The 18,212-nt window shown below is 74.9% G+C and carries 16 protein-coding genes; 7 read left to right on the forward strand and 9 right to left on the reverse strand.

Annotation, left to right across the window (positions count from 1 at the left end; translation table 11 throughout):
• The 3 genes from D1350_RS00230 to D1350_RS00240 form a co-directional block, all read right to left on the reverse strand.
• Positions 1–2,229 carry a SpoIIE family protein phosphatase gene (locus D1350_RS00230; protein WP_240643784.1) on the reverse strand — a complete coding sequence of 743 codons (2,229 nt, stop codon included), beginning with the start codon at positions 2,227–2,229 and terminating at the stop codon, positions 1–3.
• An 81-nt stretch (positions 2,230–2,310) separates the two neighbouring features.
• Positions 2,311–5,331, reverse strand: coding sequence for a helix-turn-helix transcriptional regulator (locus D1350_RS24690; protein ID WP_206074371.1), 3,021 nt, complete (start codon positions 5,329–5,331; stop codon positions 2,311–2,313).
• A 104-nt stretch (positions 5,332–5,435) separates the two neighbouring features.
• Complete coding sequence (locus D1350_RS00240) at positions 5,436–5,645, reverse strand: hypothetical protein (protein ID WP_125772730.1); 210 nt, start codon at positions 5,643–5,645, stop codon at positions 5,436–5,438.
• A 292-nt stretch (positions 5,646–5,937) separates the two neighbouring features.
• Here D1350_RS00240 and D1350_RS00245 point away from each other — a divergent pair, with 292 nt between their 5' ends.
• The 7 genes from D1350_RS00245 to D1350_RS00270 all read left to right on the forward strand — a co-directional run bounded on the left by D1350_RS00245 (position 5,938) and on the right by D1350_RS00270 (position 13,062).
• Entirely contained in the window at positions 5,938–6,645 is a 708-nt protein-coding gene (locus D1350_RS00245) for a hypothetical protein (RefSeq protein WP_240643785.1), read from the forward strand.
• Between the two features lie 85 nt (positions 6,646–6,730).
• On the forward strand, positions 6,731–7,102 hold the full coding sequence (locus tag D1350_RS00250; RefSeq protein ID WP_125772732.1) for a YciI family protein: 372 nt from the start codon (positions 6,731–6,733) through the stop codon (positions 7,100–7,102).
• A complete protein-coding gene (locus D1350_RS00255; RefSeq protein ID WP_240643786.1) occupies positions 7,103–8,458 on the forward strand; it encodes an RNA polymerase sigma factor in 1,356 nt (451 codons plus the stop codon).
• A gap of 50 nt (positions 8,459–8,508) precedes the next feature.
• Positions 8,509–9,195, forward strand: coding sequence for a TY-Chap2 family putative peptide chaperone (locus D1350_RS00260; protein ID WP_125772737.1), 687 nt, complete (start codon positions 8,509–8,511; stop codon positions 9,193–9,195).
• Positions 9,196–9,299: 104 nt separating this feature from the next.
• On the forward strand, positions 9,300–9,458 hold the full coding sequence (locus tag D1350_RS23505) for a hypothetical protein (RefSeq protein ID WP_164544975.1): 159 nt from the start codon (positions 9,300–9,302) through the stop codon (positions 9,456–9,458).
• Positions 9,445–10,737: a MalY/PatB family protein gene (locus D1350_RS00265; protein WP_240643787.1), complete on the forward strand. Its 1,293-nt coding sequence runs from the start codon at positions 9,445–9,447 to the stop codon at positions 10,735–10,737. Before D1350_RS23505 ends, D1350_RS00265 begins: the two co-directional genes overlap by 14 nt.
• 72 nt (positions 10,738–10,809) lie before the next feature.
• Positions 10,810–13,062 (forward strand): penicillin-binding transpeptidase domain-containing protein, encoded by a 2,253-nt coding sequence (locus D1350_RS00270; protein ID WP_240643788.1) that lies wholly within the window; start codon positions 10,810–10,812, stop codon positions 13,060–13,062.
• Positions 13,063–13,199: 137 nt separating this feature from the next.
• Here D1350_RS00270 and D1350_RS00275 read toward each other — a convergent pair whose 3' ends face one another.
• From D1350_RS00275 to D1350_RS00300, 6 genes are all read right to left on the reverse strand, one after another.
• Positions 13,200–13,646 (reverse strand): hypothetical protein, encoded by a 447-nt coding sequence (locus tag D1350_RS00275; protein WP_125772739.1) that lies wholly within the window; start codon positions 13,644–13,646, stop codon positions 13,200–13,202.
• A gap of 236 nt (positions 13,647–13,882) precedes the next feature.
• On the reverse strand, positions 13,883–14,251 hold the full coding sequence (locus tag D1350_RS00280; protein ID WP_125772741.1) for an SHOCT domain-containing protein: 369 nt from the start codon (positions 14,249–14,251) through the stop codon (positions 13,883–13,885).
• Between the two features lie 114 nt (positions 14,252–14,365).
• The gene (locus D1350_RS00285) at positions 14,366–15,031 is read right to left on the reverse strand and encodes a response regulator (RefSeq protein WP_125772743.1); all 666 of its coding nucleotides are present in this window, start codon (positions 15,029–15,031) and stop codon (positions 14,366–14,368) included.
• The gene (locus tag D1350_RS00290) at positions 15,028–16,353 is read right to left on the reverse strand and encodes a sensor histidine kinase (protein WP_125772745.1); all 1,326 of its coding nucleotides are present in this window, start codon (positions 16,351–16,353) and stop codon (positions 15,028–15,030) included. Before D1350_RS00290 ends, D1350_RS00285 begins: the two co-directional genes overlap by 4 nt.
• Before the next feature lie 82 nt (positions 16,354–16,435).
• The gene (locus D1350_RS00295; RefSeq protein WP_125772747.1) at positions 16,436–16,912 is read right to left on the reverse strand and encodes an SRPBCC family protein; all 477 of its coding nucleotides are present in this window, start codon (positions 16,910–16,912) and stop codon (positions 16,436–16,438) included.
• A 46-nt stretch (positions 16,913–16,958) separates the two neighbouring features.
• The gene (locus D1350_RS00300) at positions 16,959–18,194 is read right to left on the reverse strand and encodes an amidohydrolase (RefSeq protein ID WP_125772749.1); all 1,236 of its coding nucleotides are present in this window, start codon (positions 18,192–18,194) and stop codon (positions 16,959–16,961) included.
• Positions 18,195–18,212 lie beyond the last annotated feature (18 nt).

Here is an 18,212-nt window from a genome sequence, read left to right on the forward strand (position 1 = left end):
TCACACCGTACGCCGGGGTACTGACACGGTCCCCGGGAGGCGGTCCAGCTCGAACCACACGGTCTTCCCCTTGCGCCGGGACCGCCGGCTGGCGCGGGTCACCGGCTCCTGGTGCCGGTCCACGCCCCACCGCGACGCGAGCCGTTCAAGGAACTGCACCCCGCGTCCGCCGAAGTCACGGATCTTGGGCTCGCGAAGCTGCGGCTGGGCGGGCGACGAGTCGCGCACACCGATCCGCACGCGCTTCTCGTCCACCTCCACCGTGGCGACGAACGGCGCCTCGCCGTGGTCCAGGGCGTTGGTCAGGACCTCGCTGGTCAGCAGCATGACGGTGCGGCGCTGCGCCAGGGGCACCCCGCACCCCTCCAGCACGTCGTCGACCCACAGGCGCGCGGGCGCCAGCTCGGTCAGCCTGGCGGCGACCTTGCGCTCGGCGAGCGCGGGTCCCGACGGCGAGGGCGGACCGGTCGGCGCCGGCACGCGCACGCGGACGGCGAGGACCGCCACGTCGTCGCGCTGCCTGTCGCCCACGAGCCGGCGGACCAGGGTCACCGGGAGCGCGGCGGTGGCCGTGGTGCTCAGCCTGGCGAACATCGCCTCCAGGTCGGACAGCCACTCGTCGGCGTTGCAGCCGCGCTGCTCCACGAGGCCGTCCGTGTAGAGCAGGAGCGTCTCGCCGGGCCGCAGCACCGTGACGTGGTCCGTGCGTGCGACCGACGGCTTCACCCCGAGCATGAGGTCGGGCATCGAGCCGAGCCGTTCGATCCGGCCGTCCGTCCGCAGCACCAGCGGCGGTGGGTGCCCGGCGTTGGACCAGGTCAGCTCGTACGCGCCCGAGTCGGGGCCGGTGTGCCGGTCGAGGCGGGCCACCACCGCGGTGCCGCTGGCGCCCAGCCCCAGGCCCGCGTTGGCGCGGTCGAGCAGGGTGAGGAGAGCCGCGGGCGACTCGTCGTGGCTCCACGCGAGCGCGCGCAGCAGCGAGCGGAGCTGCCCCATCTTGGCCGCGGCGCGCATGTCGTGGCCCGTGACGTCGCCGATCATGAGCAGCACGGCGTCGTCGTCGACCTGCACCGCGTCGTACCAGTCGCCGCCCACCTGGTCGCCGCGGGCGGCCGGCGAGTACGTGCACGCGAGGTCCAGCCGGGACACGTCCGGGAGCTTGGAGAGCATGGAGAGCTGCAGCGTCTTGGCGGCCTCGCGCCGCTCGTCGAGCAGCCGGGCCCGTTCGAGCGCGTGCGCGGTGTAGTGCGCCAGAGCCGACTCCAGGGCGAACGTGTCCTCGTCCGGCTCGCGGTCCTGCTCCCACACGAACGAGATCACCGCGATGACCACCCCGCCGGCGGTGACCGGGAGGTAGGAGCGCGCGCCCATGCCCGCGTCCACGTGCCCCCGGGAACGGGGGAACGCCTGCGTCATCTCCTCGGTGGTGCGGAAGAACAGCGACTCGCCGGTGCGCACCACCTGGGCGCAGGGCCGGGGATCCTCGATGCGGGCGTGCCGGTACCCCGACGGGAGCCCGGGCTCCGTGTGCAGCAGCGAGACGTACGTGAGACCCCGCCGGTCGTTGTCGGTGAGGGCCAGGGCGCAGTAGCGCGCGCCGATGCCCGTGGTCGCGACGTCGGCGATGACCTCCTCGATCTCGTCGACGGTGGTGGCGTCGGCGAACGCCTCGCTGAGCGAGAGGAGGAAGCGGCTGCGCCGGTTCGCCCGCACGGCGGCCTGCTGGATGCGCCGCGAGCGTTCGCGCTCCGCCCGCATCCGTAGCTCCGCGGTGCACGCGGCGGCGAGGTCGGCGAGGCCCGCCAGATCGTCCGCCAGCCAGCGGCGGGGGCGGGTGTCCATCGCGCAGAGCGCGCCGACCGCCCGGCCGCGCAGGTCGAACACCGGGTATCCCGCGTAGGCGACCAGGCCCAGCTCCTGGACGACGTAGCTGTCGTGGTGCTCGGGGTCCCTGCGCGCGTCCTGCACGACGACGGCCGTACCCGTCCGGATCACCCGCTGCGTGAACGGCGCGGGTGTACGGAGCCGGCGCTCGGTCTGGAACGGCTCGAGCAGGCCCTCGGCGCCCGGGTAGACGAAGCCCTCCGGGAGGGCGAACGCCACCATCGCCATCGGCACCCGCAGCTGACGCCGGACCAGCCGCGCGAACCGGTCGAACGCCTCGTCGGCGACGGCGTTGCCCAGCCCGACGTGCGCGAGCTCGCGCACAGCCTGGAGGTCCGTCGGCACCCGCTCAGTATTGATGGAAAGGCCGTACGGCGCGAGAGATGCACGCAGGTCAGCGGGGTCCCGGCCGGAGACCGGCTGCCCTCAGGCCCGGAGCAGCCCGCGCTGGTGCGCCAGGCTCACCGCCTCGGCCCGCCCGGAGGCTCCCAGCTTGGCGAGCACGTTGGACACGTGCACGCTCACCGTCTTGGTCGAGATGAAGAGGCGCTCGCCGATCTGCCGGTTGGACAGGCCCTGCGCCACGAGCGTCAGCACCTCCTCCTCCCGGTCGGTGAGGGCCGACGTCGTCGCGTGCCGCACTCCCGGCAGGTCCAGCCGGCCGCGGCGTGCCAGGGCACGGACGGCGCCGGCCAGCGGTGCGGCGCCCATCGCGTCCGCCTCGACGAGGGCCTTGGTCGCCTCCACCCCGGCGAGCTCCCGCTCGCCGGCCCCGAGCAGGGCCTCGGCCCACCGGTAGCGTGACCGCGCCACCTCGTACCGGTAGCCGAAATCGAACGCTGTCACGGTGTCCTGCCACACGTGGGCCGAGTCCCGCCAGGTGGAGGGATCGGCGACCGCCCGCAGGCGGGCGTTCTCCGCCTCGGCCCGCTGTAGCCACGCGCGCCCCTCGGGGCCCAGGACGCCGCCGCGGGGGCGTCCCCGCCGCGCGGTCTCGCGGGCCACCGCGAGCAGGGCGTCACCGCGGGCCACCCGGCCGGGATCCGCGCGACCCGGACCCGGGTCGGCGTCCGCGGCGTCGGCCAGGGCGGCGATGGCCAGCGCCGACAGCCAGACGCGCCCCAGGAAGAACTCCGACCACACGGCGCCCAGGTGCGCGGTCAGCTCCTCGCCGATGGTCACCGCCTCCTCGTACCGGCCTGCCCAGGTCAGGGCGTCCACGAGGCAGCCGCCGGCCACGAGCGCGATCATGGCGTCGTGGTCCCAGCCGGACCGCAGGACGATCCCCCGCTCCACCACGTCGGCGTCCCCGCGAGCCACCGCCGCGTACATGCGCGAGCCCGCCAGCCACGGCGCGGCCTCCGGCGTCACGTCGCCCACCGGCCGGTCCGCGAGGTCGCCCAGGAAGTAGCGGCACACCTCGCCGACCACCCGGAGCTCCATCGCGGGCCCGCTCCACCCCAGACCCAGCTCCTCGGCACGGGACAGCGCCTGGTCGAGGATCTCCTGGGCGGCCTCGAGATGGCCGGCGTAGAAGCGGTTGGACGCGATGTTGTACCAGCAGCGCAGCTCGGTGAGCACCTCACCGGCGTCCGCGGCACGCCGGCGGGCGGACTCGAGGAGCCGGGCGGACTCGTCGGCGTCGCCCACGAGGAGGACGGCGAGCGTCGTCAGCGCGTCGGCCTCCGCCCCGGGGTCGGGCACGGCCCGCGCCACCTCGATCGCCTGCTCGGCGACCTGCCGCGACTCGACGTCCTCCGCGCTGCCCTCATGGGCGAGGTACATGGCGGCGCGGGCCCGGATCGCCAGCGTCCAGGCGCGCGCGGACGACGACTCGTCCGGCAGGGCGTCGAGCGCGGCGGCCGTCTGCTCCATGGACTCCTCCACCGAGCCCGGGAGGTCGATGTCCAGCAGCCGGCGCGCGAGGACGTGGCGGGCGGTCGCCTGCCGGACCGGGTCGTGGGCCAGCGCCTCCACGGCACGACGGGCGAGCCGGACCGACCGGGTGCTGTGGCCGGCGCGGACGGCGGCGTCGCTGGCGGCCAGCGCCACGTCGACCCGGTCCTCGCCGAGCAGGTCGGCGGCGCCGGGCACCGAGTCCCAGAGGTTGAGCACCTGCTCCAGGTGCCGGAGCTGCTCCTCCGGCGCGAGGATGTGGCCCGCCCGGCGGGCGGCGTCCCGTGACGCGACGAGGGCGGTCGGGAGGTCGTGCGCCTGCAGCGCGTGGTGCGCGCGCTCCGCGGGCGACCCGAGCGGCCGGCCGGACGGGTCGGCATCCGCGAGGGCGGCGAGGTACGCGCGGTGCGCGGCGGCGCGCTCGCCGGGCAGCAGGTCCAGGTACAGGGCCTCGGCGAGCAGGGCGTGGCGGAACGCCAGGTAGCCGTCCTCCACACCGAGGACCTGGTGGGCGACAGCCTCGCGCAGGGCGGCGTCGATCCGCTCCGCGGACCCGGCCGTCGCGTCTCCGGGACGCGGTGCACCTCCGGTGAGCGCGACGTCGTCGGGCGCCCCGGCCGGGTGCAGGTGGACCGCCGCCGCACGCAGGACGTCCTCGCGGACGCGGCGCCCGGCCACCGAGGCGAGCCGCACGACCTGCTGCACCGCCGGGTCGAGGCGCTCGAGACGGGCGTGCAGAACGTCTGCCAGGGACCACGGCAGGCCGCCCCCGGGGCCGGCCTCGACCAGCTCCTCGGCGAAGAAGGCATTGCCCTCCGAACGGACGCGGACCTCCTCGAACGGTCCGCCGGGCAGCGGCCCGCCCGCCAGGGCGGTGGTGAACTCCCGCAGCTCGTCCGTGGTGAACGGCGCCAGGTCGACGCGCTCCGTGCTCGGGTCCCGGTGCAGCTCGGCCAGGAGGCGGCGCAGAGGGTGCCGGCGGTCGACGTCGTCCGTGCGGTAGGAGACGACGCACGCGACGTGCTGGGAGCGCAGGCGCGACACGACGAAGCGGAGCGCGTCGCGGGACGACGCGTCGGCCCAGTGCATGTCCTCCAGGACGAGGAGCAGGGGGTGCCCCGCCTCGCCGGCGGCCTCCAGGCTGCGCACGATCCCGTCGAAGAGCTGCAGGCGCTCGCCATGGTCGGCCTGCCCGCCGCCGCCCGGCTCGAGCAGGCGCCACAGCGCGGGCCGCTCGGCCACGAGGCTCTGCACGCGCTCGGCCACCTCGGGGCCCGCCCCACCGCCCTGGAGCTGCGTGAGGGCCTCGGTGAACGGGAGGTACGGGATGCCCACCTCGCCGAGGTCGACGCAGTTCGCAGTCACCACGACGGCTCCGTCGCGGCGTGCCCGCTCCATGACGTGGGCGAGCAGCCGGGACTTGCCCACCCCGGCGTCCCCGCCCAGCAGCACCACCCCCGGCTTCCCACCGGAGGCGCGCTCGACCGCCGCGAGGAGGGCGGCGGACTCCTCGCGGCGGGCGACCAGCGGCCCTCCGGCAGACCTGCGCATGCCGTCATCGTGCCACCGGTCGCCTACATCGAGTGCCGCCTTTTCCACGGGGGCTGCCATCAACGGGGCCGCGGTCCTCGCGGTCGTCACCACCGGTGCGGTGTTCACGCGGACCGACGGTCCGCCCCGTGGCCATGGCCGTCCGTCTCGTGCCGACGGTCCGCAGCCCGCCGCGCCTCCGCGGCCTTCTCCGCGCGCCGCCCGGCCCGCGTGGCCCCGCCCCTCCGGCTGGAGCCCCGGTCGTACGCGGACCGGACCTGCTCCTGGCGGTAGGCCAGCTCGGCGTCGAGCGCCGGTCCCCACAGCGTGCTCATGATTCCTCCTGCGTCCCCGGGAGGCCCAGCGCCTCCCGATGACCACGACTCTCGTCCTGAGTCGCGGCCCGGCGGATCGGGAGGTCGGGCAGTCCTGGCCGGTCAGACGGCCATCGGGACGTCTGAGGTACCTCAGACGGCGCCCGGGGTGCGGGAGCACCGGGACTGAGGCAGCATCGGACGAGTCGGGCACGCTCCGACCTTCTGCACATCCAGGGCCTGCCAGCCGTTGCGATCCGCGTCACAGCGGTCGCACACTGGAAGAGGCACCAACCTCGACGGGGGTGGACTCGTGACTGGAACCGAAGCAGGACCGTACGACATCTTGCCGATGCTCGGCCGTGGCAAGCACAGGAACCCGAAGAAGGGCGCGTGCTTCATGGAGCTGGCGTCCTACCTGGCGGGCGAGAGATGGAGCGATCACCCGCAGTGCACGCACCCGCTGATCGCGATGCTCGCACGCGCGGTGAACGACCTGACCTCCGACCAGGCCAGGCCCAAGCTGGCGCCGCTGATCCCGTCCGTGATCGGCCTGACCAGCGACGACCCGCGGTGGGACGTGCAGATCGCCCTCCGCGCGGCGCAGACCGCGCTGCCGGTGGCCCCTGCGGACCGCCAGCAGACCCTTGCCGTGGCGATCCTGGGCAGCGAGCGCATGCTCGACGCCCTCGACGGCCGCCCGGACGGGACCCTCGCGCCCGCGAGCCGTGACGCGCTGGCCACCGTTCCCCGCACGGCGGCGTGGGCGGAGCGCTTCTGCGCCGGCACCACCGTGCGACCCAAACGGTTCGTGCGGGACGCGGCACCGAGCGTGGTCTCGACGGCGGTGCAGGGGATCTCGGAGGCCTTCGTCCCGGACGTGGACGACCGCCTGCGGATGCTCCTCAACGACACGATCGAGGACGCGCGCCGCTGGGCGGGCCTGGTGGAGGAGGAGCCGGTGTCCCTCGAGCCTCAGGTCTGGGAGCCGGTGGTCAAGCCGGCGCCTGCGAGCGTCTGACCGGCCGCCTGTCGATCGGGACCCTGCCGGATCGTCATGGTGGTGTCCGACACCAGACACCACCGACGACCCGGAGGGCCGAACCATGCGCTACACCCTGCTCCTGCACTACCGCGAGATGACCGAGGCCGACCTGGGACCTGAGGTCCAGGCAGAGGGCGAGCGCGCCTTCCAGGCCTACGCCGCAGCCCTCGACGAGGCGGGCGCACTGATCTCGGCCGAGGTGCTCCAGCCGTCGAGCGCGAGCACGACGGTCACGCTGCGCGACGGCGAGCTGCGCGTCCAGGACGGCCCCTTCGCCGACACGAAGGAGCAGCTCGGCGGCACCTTCGTCATCGACGTGCCCGACCTCGACGCCGCGCTGGCCTGGGCGCAGAAGGCGCCCAGCGCCCAGTGGGGCACGGTCGAGGTGCGCCCCTCGGCCACGCACTACGCCGACGGCGCCTGGACGCGCTGAGTGCACGGCGTCGTGACCCCCGGCTCCGGCGCGCCGGCCGCCGGGGCCGGGGGTCCGCCGTCGGGCGCTGGAGAGGTGCTCGCCCGGGCCGACCTGGTCGCCCGGGCCTCGTACGGACGCCTGCTGGCGCTGCTCGCGGCCCGCGACGGGGACATCGCCCGCGCCGAGGACGCCCTCGCCGACGCGTTCGAGCGCGCCCTGCGCGTCTGGACCGCCGACGGCGTGCCCGCCAACCCGGAGGGCTGGCTCCTCACGGTGGCGCGCAACAGGCTCCGCGACCTGTACCGGTCGGCGGCCTTCCGCAGCGGCCCGCTGCCCGACGACGCCACGCTCGCGCAGGTCCTGCACGTCGCCCCGGGCGGGGAGCACGCGGGCGCCCCGGCCGACGCCGCCCTCGGCGAGCTGCCCGACCGGCGGCTCGCGCTCCTGTTCGTGTGCGCCCACCCCGCGGTGGACCCGGGGATCCGTACGCCGCTGATGCTGCAGACCGTGCTCGGCGTCGAGGCTCGCGACATCGCGGCGGCGTTCGCCGTGCCGGCGTCCGCGATGGCACAGCGGCTCGTCCGGGCGAAGCGCCGCATCCGCGACACCGGCATCCCGTTCCGCGTCCCCGGGCCCGAGGAGCTCCCGGACCGCCTGGGACCGGTGCTCGAGGCCGTCTACGGCGCGTACGCCGTGGACTGGCGCGGTGACCAGCCCGAGGTCCGCACGTCGCTGGGCGGCGAGGCGCTGTACCTCGCACTGCTGCTCGCCGACCTCCTGCCCCGTGAGCCCGAGGTGCTCGGGCTCGCGTCGCTCCTCTGCCACTCCGCCGCGCGGGCGCCCGCGCGCGTGGTGGACGACGAGCTGGTGGCGCTCGACGAGCAGGACCCCGGCCGGTGGGACAAGAGCCTCGTCCGGCAGGGCGACGTCCTCCTGGAGCGGGCGCGGCGCGTCGGCGGCCTCCGCCGGGTCGGCCGGTTCCAGCTCGAGGCCGCCGTCCAGTCGGCCCACGCGGACCGCGCCCGGACGGGGACCACCGACTGGTCCGCCCTCCTGCTGCTGCACCGGGCGCTCGTCCGGGTCGCGCCCAGCCTCGGCGTGCGCGTGGCGCTCGCGGCGGTGGTCGGCCGGACGGACGGGCCCGCCGCGGGCCTCGCGGAGCTCGACCGGGTCGACGACGCCGCCCTGGACGGCTTCCAGCCCGGCTGGGCCGTGCGCGCCCACCTGCTCGCCGCGACAGGCGACCCTGCGGCCGACGTGGCCTACGCCCGCGCGATCGAGCTCACGGCGGACCCGCACCTGCGGCGCCACCTGCAGCGGCGGCGGGCCGCCTTACCCGCTGAGACGCCGGACGGCGAGACCTGGAGCGGGTGAAAGACCGGGTCGGCATGGTCCTTCCAGGGAGTTACCTGTACGGTCCGGGCGTGACCCCTGCTGCCCGCTGGTGGGTCGAGCACGCATCCTGGTTTCTCGCGACTGAGCTCGTCCGCCGACATCCCGCGTGCTCCGTCGTGCACGTGCGCTCCGCCGACGGGCAGTCCGACCGGATCTGGATCGGCGGGTGGACGGGCGCGGCGTCGTCCCCCGTGTTCGTGCAGCGGTGGGCCCTGGACCGTCTGGGTGGCACCCTGCATGTGGGCCGCGAGATGCGTCTCGTCGCCACCGAGCCCTGGTTCGAGATCGTCCGCGACGACCCGACAGCCCTCGTGGACCTCCTCGAGGAGGCGGCCGGGTTCCCGGTCACAGTCGACCCGCGGCCGCCGTCGGCCCGGACGCTGACGTACCAGGTGATCTGCCGTCTTCAGGCGGTCACCGTGATGACGCCCGACCGCATCGTGGGCCGCTCCGTCGTGGTCGACGAGGCCGGGACCGGCCGTCTCGACGCACCAGCCGAGTACCAGGGCGTCATCGCCGCGCTCGCCCCTGGTGGCGCGCCCGCCGAGGCCTACCGCTTCTGGGTGCTCGAGCAGCGTGGGCGCCCCGCAGCCCTCCTGCACGACTCCGGGCTGGCCTGGATCGGCGGCGCGCAGCACGACCTGGCGGCGCTCTTCCACGCGCACGGACGCCTGCACCCCGTGGTGCACGCCGTGTTCGGCGATCTACTGACGTGACCTGGGGTGTCACAAACTGGTGACATCTCGCTCCCTGAACAACGGATCGAGGTGCTCGTGCGTCTTGATCAGTAGTGGACAGCACGGCGAGCCAGGAGTGGACCATGACCGCGACGTTGACGCAGGACGAGCGTGACCTCCGCCGGATGGAGATCCTGAACCGCCGGCAGCAGCAGCGCCTCCTGGCGCTCGCGGCGAGCCGCCCCCGATACACCCCGCTCCCCGTGGTGCGGCGCGTATCGTGGCGGCGTGCTGAAGCCTGACCTCACCACCACCCCGCTGGACGCGCTCGGCCTGGACGAGCTCCGGCGTCGGACCTCGGTCAAGTGGCGCGCCTTCGCGCCCGACGTGCTGCCGATGTTCGTCGCGGAGATGGACACGCCGGTGGCGCCGGTCGTCGCCGACGCGGTGGGACGGGCCCTCGCGACGGGCGACCTCGGCTACGACCACGGTCGCGTCTACGGCGAGGCCCTGGCCGAGCTCGCGGACCGGCGCTGGGGCTGGGCGGTGGACCCGGCGCGGACCCGGACCGTCGCCGACGTCATGGTCGGCACCATGGAGATCCTGCGGGTCCTGACCGGGCCGGGCGACGCCGTCGTCGTGACCCCACCGGTGTACCCGCCGTTCTACGGGTTCGTGCGCAACGAGGGCCGCCAGATCCTGGAGGCGCCCCTGCGTGACGGGCGCCTCGACCTCGCCGCCCTCGAGACCGCCTTCGACCGTGCGGTGAACCCGCACGGACCCGGCCCGGGCGCAGGACGGCGCGCCGTCCTGCTGCTCTGCAACCCGCACAACCCGACAGGCACCGCGCACACGCGCGACGAGCTGGCCGCGACGCTCGCGCTCGCCGCGCGCTACGGGGTGCGGGTCGTCAGCGACGAGATCCACGCGCCCCTCGCGGGCTACCCCGGGATGCCCGACGGCGCCGCAGCCGGGCTCGCGGGGAGCACGGCGGGCGGCGCGGGAGGTCCTGCGGGTCATCCTGCGGGTCAGGTGGCCGCCGCGGCGTGGGACGACTTCGTGCCGGTGCTCACCCTGCCCGGGTCGGAGTCGGCGATCGCCCTGCACTCCGCCTCCAAGGCGTACAACCTGGCCGGGCTGCGGGCTGCCGTCGCCGTCGCGGGGCCCGACGCCGTGGCCGACCTCCGCCGGGTGCCCGAGGAGGCCGACCACGCGGTCAACCACCTCGCGGTCCTGGTCCACGCCGCCGCGTACCGGGACACGTCCGACTGGCTGGACCGTGTGCTCGCCGGCATCGCCCGCAACCGCGCGCTCCTCGACGCCCTGCTCGCCGAGCACGCACCGGAGCTGCGGCACCGGGCGGGCGGGGCGACCTACCTCGCCTGGGTGGACGCCCGCGACGCCCTGCCGGAGGTCTCGCCGTACCGGTTCTTCGTCGATCGGGCCCGTGTGGCCCTCGGCGACGGCGCGACGTTCGGCGCCGGGGGAGAAGGGCACGTGCGGGTGAATCTTGCGACGAGCGCGGAGATCCTCACCGAGGCCGTGCAGCGGCTGGGCCGCGCGCTGGACGAGCGCGGCTGACGGCCGCCCAGGCTCGGCATGACCGGCGCGTGACGGCGGCGTGGCCTGCCAGGCTCCGTTACTCTCACCCGCGTGGGCCCAGAGTCGAGCTATCCCCCGAACCAGTCCGGACCCGGCGTGCCGGGCTACGCAGGCGTGCCCGGGCCGCCGACCGGCGGTGGGCAGCCGGGGACCTGGCAGCCGAGCGCGCAGCCTGCCGGGTACCCGCAGGACAGCACCACCCAGGGGTACCCGGGCGGGTCGGGTTATCCCGCCGGCCAGGGCTACCCGGGCGGGCCGGGGTACGCCGCCGGGCCGGGGTATCCGGGCGAGCCCGGTGGCCCAGGGGGCGCCCTCGGCGCCCAGGGCCGGCCCGAGGTCCCGGCAGGCCCGGCACGGTCGCGGGGCAAGGTGGTGGCCGTCGTGGTCGGGGCCCTGGTCCTCGCGGCGGCGGCCGTCCTCGTCTGGTTCCTCTTCTTCCGCGGCCCGACGACCCCCGAGCCGCTGGACGCCGCGGAGACGCTGGCCGCGGCCCTCGAGTCGGGTGACGTGTCGGCCGTCCCCCTCCACACCACCACCTCGGTGGTGCCGCAGGAGCAGTACGCCGCGGTCTTCGAGCAGCTGGCGGCCGCCGTGGGCGACCGCGGGCACACGGTCTCCGTGGCAGACCTGGAGGAGGTGGCGGAGGGTGCCGACGCCGGCAAGCGTGCCACGGCGACCCTCCAGTGGACGTGGCCGGTCACGAGCGAGACCGCCTGGGAGTACTCCACGCGTGTCGACCTCGCGTACGCGGAGCCCGCGGAGGGCGAGGACACCGGCGAGTGGGTGGCCACCTGGGACCCGACGGTCCTGGTCCCCGACCTGAAGGCCGGGGAGCGGCTGTCCGTCGACCGCACCCTGCCCCGGCGCGGCGAGATCCTCGGCGCCGGCGGTGCGCAGATCGTCACCGCCCGGACGGTCCACCGCGTGGGCATCGACAAGTTCAACCTGCCTGCCGACCAGTGGGACAGCTCGGCCCGTGCCCTGGCCACCCTCATGCACGACCTCGACCCTGACGAGTTCGTGGCAGCCGTCCGCAACGCGGGCGACAAGGCCTACGTCGAGGCCTACGTGGTGCGCGAGGGCGACAGCACCCACGACCTGGGCGCCATCCGGTCGGTGCCGGGCGTCCTCGTGCGCGAGGACACCCTGAACCTGGCACCGACGCCGGACTTTGCGCGGGCCGTCCTGGGCCGGTCCGGCGAGGCGACCGCCGAGATCATCGAGAAGTCCGAGGGGAAGATCCAGCAGGGCGACCAGGTGGGCCTGTCGGGGCTGCAGCTGCAGTACGACGAGCAGCTGCGCGGCCTGCCCGGCATCTCCGTCATGGTCCAGCCGGCCGAGGGCGCGGAGGAGGGTGCCGAGCCGCGGCAGGTCTTCGCCGTCGAGCCGGTCGACGGCACGTCGGTGCAGACCACGCTGGACGTCGACGTCCAGGCGCGCGCCGAGTCGGTCCTCGCGGGGGTGGTGCCGGCGAGCGCGCTCGTCGCGATCCGCCCGTCCACGGGCGAGGTGGTGGCGGCCGCGAACGGGCCGGGCAACGAGCACCAGAACTTCGCGCTGCTCGGGCAGTACCCGCCCGGTTCCACGTTCAAGATCGCCACGACCCTGGGCATGCTGCGTTCCGGCATGACGCCGTCGTCGATCGTCTCGTGCCCGCCGGAGATCGCGGTCGACGGCCGCGCGTTCCAGAACGTGCCGGGCTACCCCACGAGCGCGCTCGGCGAGATCCCGCTCGCGACGGCGTTCGCGAACTCGTGCAACACGGCGATGATCGGCCAGCGCGAGACCGTGAGCCAGCAGACGCTCCACGACTCCGCCGCCGCCCTCGGCCTGGGCGTCGAGTCTCCCCTCGGCACGGGGGGCTTCTTCGGGAGCGTCCCGACGGAGGCGGGCGCGACCACGCACGCGGCCTCGATGATCGGCCAGGGCGAGATTCTCGCGTCGCCGCTCGGGATGGCGACCGTCGCCGCCAGCGTCGGTGCAGGCCACAGGGTCGCCCCGGTGCTGGTGCCGTCGGACGAGGCGGCCGCGCCGGCGCCGGGCGGAGTGACGGCCGAGGAGGCCGCGGCGCTGCGCGACCTGATGGCGGGAGTGGTGCGCGAGGGCTCCGCGCAGGTGCTGCAGGGCGTGCCCGGCATCGTGGGGGCCAAGACCGGAACGGCGGAGCACGGCGACAACTCCGGGCCGCCGCACGTCTGGATGGTGGCGATCGCCGGCGACCTGGCGGTGGCCGTGTTCGTCGCGGAGGGCGAGTTCGGCTCCACGACGGCCGGCCCGATCATGCGGGCGTTCCTGGGCGGCTGAGCCGGGGGCGCCGTCGCCGGGTCGGCCCGAGAGCGGGGGCCCGCACGACGAGGCCGCCGGACCCTTTGTGGGGGTTCCGGCGGCCTCGTCGTCTGTCCGGCGACCGCCCGGGTAGCAGGGGTGCCCGGTTCTGAGGGTCAGCCCGTGTAGCCGGCCGTCTCGCAGGCGGCGGCGTACTCGTCCACCGCGGTGGTGACGTCGGCCGGGTCGGCCACCGTGCCCTCGATCGCCTGGTCGAACGGCAGCTTGATGGGCTCGAGGTACGCCACGGTCTCCTCGTCGACCAGCGGGATGAGGGCGGCGATCCGCTGGCTCGCGCTGGTGACGGGGCCCGTCGTCGTCTCGTCGAGCGGCGCGCTCACGAGCGGCGCTGCCGTCTGGATGTACGAGTTGAGCGAGCCCTCGCCGTAGAAGAACGTGCGGCAGGCGCCGACGGTGTCGTAGACGGCCGAGGAGGTCTCGCTCGCGGTGGTGGACGGGCTCGCGGTAGCGGCGTCGTCCGTGGTGGTAGCCCCGTTGTCGGAGCAGGCAGCAAGGAGCAGAGCAGAGGTCAGGACCGCGGTAGCGGCAAAGTACTTACGCATGCTAACGATTTGATCCTTAGGAGCGGGGTGTTCGCAAGTTGATATCGAAACGATCCGAGCCGGAGGCCCGGCTTCTAGCGGAAGTTGCGTGTCGGATGTGGCCAGGTTCACGTCGCCGGGTCACCTCCCGCCCCGCGACCCCGCGCGATCGGCAGTTCGGTGCATGATCGGCAGTTCGAACTGCCGATCATGCACCGAGCTGCCCATGACGCGGGGTGCCGGCTCCGGGGCGGGGGTTATGCGTCCGCGGGCGGCGTGCCCTGGCCGCCGCCGGGCGGCGTACCGGGCGCTGCGCCCGACCTCAGCGCGGCGAGCCGCGACCGGAACTCCGGCTCGTCGATCTCACCGCGGGCGAACCGCTCGGCGAGGATCGCGACCGGATCGCTGCCGGCCGTGGCCTGGTAGCCCGGGTAGCCCTGGTAGGCGGCCCACGGCGGCGGGCCCGCGTGGCCCCTGCCGAAGCCGTTCCGCGCCCGGCGGGCGAAGAGGAAGATCAGTGTGGCGAACAGCAGGAACCAGAGCAGGGGAAAGACGAACCACCAGGGACCCGGGCCCCAGTGGCCGTGCGGTCCGGACGCGACGGCGTCCGTGAGGGCGGTGAGCATCTCGACCTCCAGTGTCGGTGCGCCGGACGGTCCGGCGGGAACACCTCAAGGCTTCCCGCCCAGGGCCGACTGCGCGTCCGCCTGCCGTACCGTCCCGCGTACCCCACCGGTACCTCACCCGGCCCATCCCGGCCGCACGAGGCCCGCCTCGTAGGCCAGCACGACGAGCTGCGCCCTGTCCCGCGCGCCCAGCTTGGTGAGCACGCGGGACACGTGAGTCTTCACCGTCGACTCGGACAGGTACAGCCTCGCGGCGATCTCGTCGTTGGCGAGCCCGCCAGCCACCTCGACGAGCACCTCGCGCTCGCGCGGCGTGAGCCCGTCGAGACCGGGCACCGGTGCGACCGCGCGGGTGGCCTCGGCGACCCGTGCCAGCAGCCGGCGGGTCACGGTGGGCGAGAGCAGCGCGTCGCCGGCCGCCGCCACCCGGACGGCGCGGACGAGGTCGGCCGGCTCGGTGTCCTTCACGAGGAAGCCCGACGCCCCGGCCCGGATGGCCTCCGTCACGTACTCGTCGAGCTCGAACGTGGTCACGACGACCACGTGCACGCCCGACGCCCGCGGAGCCGCCACGATCCGGCGCGTCGCCTCCAGGCCGTCGAGCCCGGGCATGCGGATGTCCATGAGGACCACGTGGGGCAGGTGCTCGAGCGTGAGCCGCACGGCGTCGTCGCCGGTCGAGGCCTCGGCGACCACCCGCATGTCGTCCTCGGAGTCGACGAGCGCGCGGAAGCCGCCGCGCACGAGCGCCTGGTCGTCGGCCAGCAGGACGTCGATCACGTGTCTCCCTCGGTGGTGGATCCGGTGGATCCGGTGGATCCGGTCGGTCCACCGGGTCCGCCGGGTCCGGTCGGTCCGGCGGCGACCGGCAGCACCGCCCGGACCCCCCATCCCGGTCCGGGCTCCCGGGGCCCGGCCTCCAGCGTGCCGCCCGATCCCTCGACACGCTCCCGCATGCCGAGCAGCCCGTACCCGGGTGAGGTGTCCGCCCGGGGCGCGCGGCCGTCGTCGGACACCATGACCTCGACCGTGCCGCCGCGGCGGCGGACCGCGACCGCGACCTGCGTGGCGCCCGGCGCGTGGCGGCGCACGTTCGTCAGCGACTCCTGGACCACGCGGTGGACCACGCCCGCGAGGCGGTCGGGGAGGTCGTAGGCGGAGGGCTCCACGTCGAGCGTGACGGCCACGTGGGCGCGGGCCTGGTCGGCCAGCCGTTCCAGGTTCGCGAGGTCCCAGGTGGGGGCGAGGGGCGCGGCCGGGTCCCGCACGATGCCGAGCACCTCCCGCACCTCGTCCAGCGCGTCGCGGCTGGTGTCGCGGATGTGGGTGAGGGCGGTCCGGGCCTGGCCCGGGTCGCGGTCGAGCAGGTGCAGGCCGACGCCGGCCTGCACGGTGATGGCGGAGAGGGAGTGGGCGAGGACGTCGTGCAGCTCGCGGGCGATCCGGAGGCGCTCGGCGGTGACGGCGGTGCGCTCGCGCTCCTCCGCGCTGCGCCGCGCGGCCTCCCGGGCGGCGGCGAACCGCCCGGCCCGGTCCCGGAACGAGCCCGCGACCAGCAGGAGGACCGCCACCCAGGCTCCCCCGGCGACCAAGGACGCCGGGCTCGGTACGCCGGGGGCTGTGCGCAGGAGACCCGCCACGGTGACCACGACCCCGAGCAGCGCAGCCCCCGACCACGCGACCCATCTGCCGCGCGCCGCGGGCCCGCTGAGGATCACGCCCACCAGCACCAGCACCGGGCCCACCAGCACGGGACCCCAGGCGTAGCCGAGGGTGAGGAAGAGGCCCACCGCCGCCACCGACGCGGCCACGGCGAGGACCGGGCGTCGCGGAAGGAGGAGCACGAGGGCCAGAGGTGCGACGAGGAGCAGGGCGAGGCCGAGCCCGTCGGGCGGTGCACCGAGGCTCTCCCACGTCCCCGGCCCCCACCGGCCCCGGCCCGGTCCGTCGCCCCACCTCGGCCCGTCCCAGGGGCCGTGCGCCGCGCCGAACGATCCGGGCACGCTGATCACGAGGGCCAGGACGGCGAGGAAGACCCGTGGGCGACGGCGGTCCAGGGGGCCGGTGGAGCGGTCCGGGGGACCGGCGGGGCCGGGCGTCATGCCAGCACGGTACGCCCGGGAGTGGGGCGGCGCGTCGTCCTGGGGTGCCGCGCGGCGTGGTCCCGTGGTGCCGCGTGCGCGACTACCCCTCCCGGACCGCTTCCAGCACCCGCGGGTCCTGGCAGCCGCGCGCGAAGCCCGCGATCCGGCGGTCGATGTCCTTGCGCAGGAGGTACGCACCGACCCGCTCCGCGAGCGGGGCCAGCCAGCGGGGCCGGCAGCTGAAGGAGTACCGCCAGACGGCGCGCGTGCCGCCGCCGGGCTCGGGGGCGAACCGCCAGCCCGCGGCGAAGTGCTGGAAGAACCAGGTGCCGGTGAGCATCTTCATGCCGACGTTCGTGGGTGGGTTGTACGACACGTACTCGCTGGTCATCCGCAGTCCGGAGCGGTGCGTGGTGGCGACGCGCACGCCCTTGGCCGGGCGGGCGGCGCCGTCGAGCAGCCGTTGGCGCCGGATGAACGGGTCCCACAGGAGCCGCACCTCGCCGGTGGTCTGCGACACCGCGTAGGCGGTGTCGACGTCGACAGGGACGACGAGCGAGGATTCGACGACGGGCACTGCCCCATCGTGCCCGACGCCGGGCACGACGGGGCGCCGCGTCACGTCAGGCGAAGCGCTCCATGCGCTCCGCCACGACACCCCGGCCGCGACCGTTGCCGGCCGCGGCGTCCCACGTGAACACCTCGGTGCCCGTGATGAAGACGTGCTCGGCGCGCGAGTTCACGTCCAGCGGGTCGCCCGACCACACGACGACGTCGCCGTCGAGGCCCGGGGCCAGGGCGCCCACGCGGTCGTCGAGCCCGAGGAACGCGGCCGGGTTGGTGGTGAGCGCCTCGAGGGCGACCTGCGGGTCCAGGCCCTCCTTCACCGCGAGCGACGCCTGGTGCACCAGGAAGTTGATCGGCACCACGGGGTGGTCGGTGGTGATGGCGACCCGCACGCCCGCCGCGGCGAGGATGCCCAGGTTGACGATGGCGCGGTGGCGCAGCTCCACCTTGGAGCGCGAGGTGAACAACGGGCCGAAGATGACCGGGACGTCCTTCTCGGCCAGGACGTCGGCGAGGAAGGCGCCCTCGGTGCCGTGGTTGATCACGAGGCGGTAGCCGAACTCGGCCTGCAGGCGGAGGGCGGTGGCGATGTCGTCGGCGCGGTGGACGTGCTGGTCCCACACGAGCTCGCCGGCCAGCACCCGGGCGAGGGTCTCCTTGCCGAGGTCGCGGTCGAACGGCTTGCCCTCGGCGGCTGCGGCGTCGCGCTTGGCGACGTAGTTCTGCGCGTCCACGAAGGCCTTGCGGATGACGTTCGCGACGCCGAGGCGGGTGGACGGGAGCTGCTTCTTGTCGCCGTACACGCGCTTCGGGTTCTCGCCGAGGGCGCTCTTCACCGAGACGGACTCGCTGATGATCTGCTCGTCGACGGTGCGGCCGCCCCACGTCTTGATCGCCACCGTCTGGCCGCCGATCGGGTTGCCCGACCCGGGCTTGATGACCGCGCTCGTCACGCCACCGAGCAGCGCGTCCCGGAAGCCCTCGTCCTCGATGTTGATGCCGTCGAGCGCGCGCAGGGCCGAGCCGTCGGGGTGGGTCATCTCGTTGGTGTCGTTCCCGGCCCAGCCCTCCCCCTCCTCGTGGGTGCCGATGTGCGCGTGGGCCTCGACGAAGCCGGGCAGCACGTGGCGGCCGCGCGCGTCGAGGGTGGGGACGCCGTCGGGGACCGTCACGTCGGTGCCGACGGCGGTGATGACGCCGTCCTCCACGAGGACCGTTCCGTTCTCGATCGGCGCGGCGGCGACCGGCACGACGTAGGCGTTGATGATGGCGATGCTGGAGCGGGAAGTCATGGGGGACATCATTACGTA

The sequence above is a fragment of the Antribacter gilvus genome (assembly GCF_003946865.1).
Classification (GTDB): domain Bacteria; phylum Actinomycetota; class Actinomycetes; order Actinomycetales; family Cellulomonadaceae; genus Antribacter; species Antribacter gilvus.

What these genes read in the sequence shown, in the direction of transcription:
- D1350_RS00275 (WP_125772739.1), bottom strand. Translation starts at nt 13,646, where the DNA reads ATGCGTAAGTACTTTGCCGCTACCGCGGTCCTGACCTCTGCTCTGCTC.
- D1350_RS23505 (WP_164544975.1), top strand. Translation starts at nt 9,300, where the DNA reads ATGACCGCGACGTTGACGCAGGACGAGCGTGACCTCCGCCGGATGGAG.
- D1350_RS24690 (WP_206074371.1), bottom strand. Translation starts at nt 5,331, where the DNA reads ATGCGCAGGTCTGCCGGAGGGCCGCTGGTCGCCCGCCGCGAGGAGTCC.
- D1350_RS00250 (WP_125772732.1), top strand. Translation starts at nt 6,731, where the DNA reads ATGCGCTACACCCTGCTCCTGCACTACCGCGAGATGACCGAGGCCGAC.
- D1350_RS00290 (WP_125772745.1), bottom strand. Translation starts at nt 16,353, where the DNA reads ATGACGCCCGGCCCCGCCGGTCCCCCGGACCGCTCCACCGGCCCCCTG.
- D1350_RS00240 (WP_125772730.1), bottom strand. Translation starts at nt 5,645, where the DNA reads ATGAGCACGCTGTGGGGACCGGCGCTCGACGCCGAGCTGGCCTACCGC.
- D1350_RS00280 (WP_125772741.1), bottom strand. Translation starts at nt 14,251, where the DNA reads ATGCTCACCGCCCTCACGGACGCCGTCGCGTCCGGACCGCACGGCCAC.
- D1350_RS00300 (WP_125772749.1), bottom strand. Translation starts at nt 18,194, where the DNA reads ATGACTTCCCGCTCCAGCATCGCCATCATCAACGCCTACGTCGTGCCG.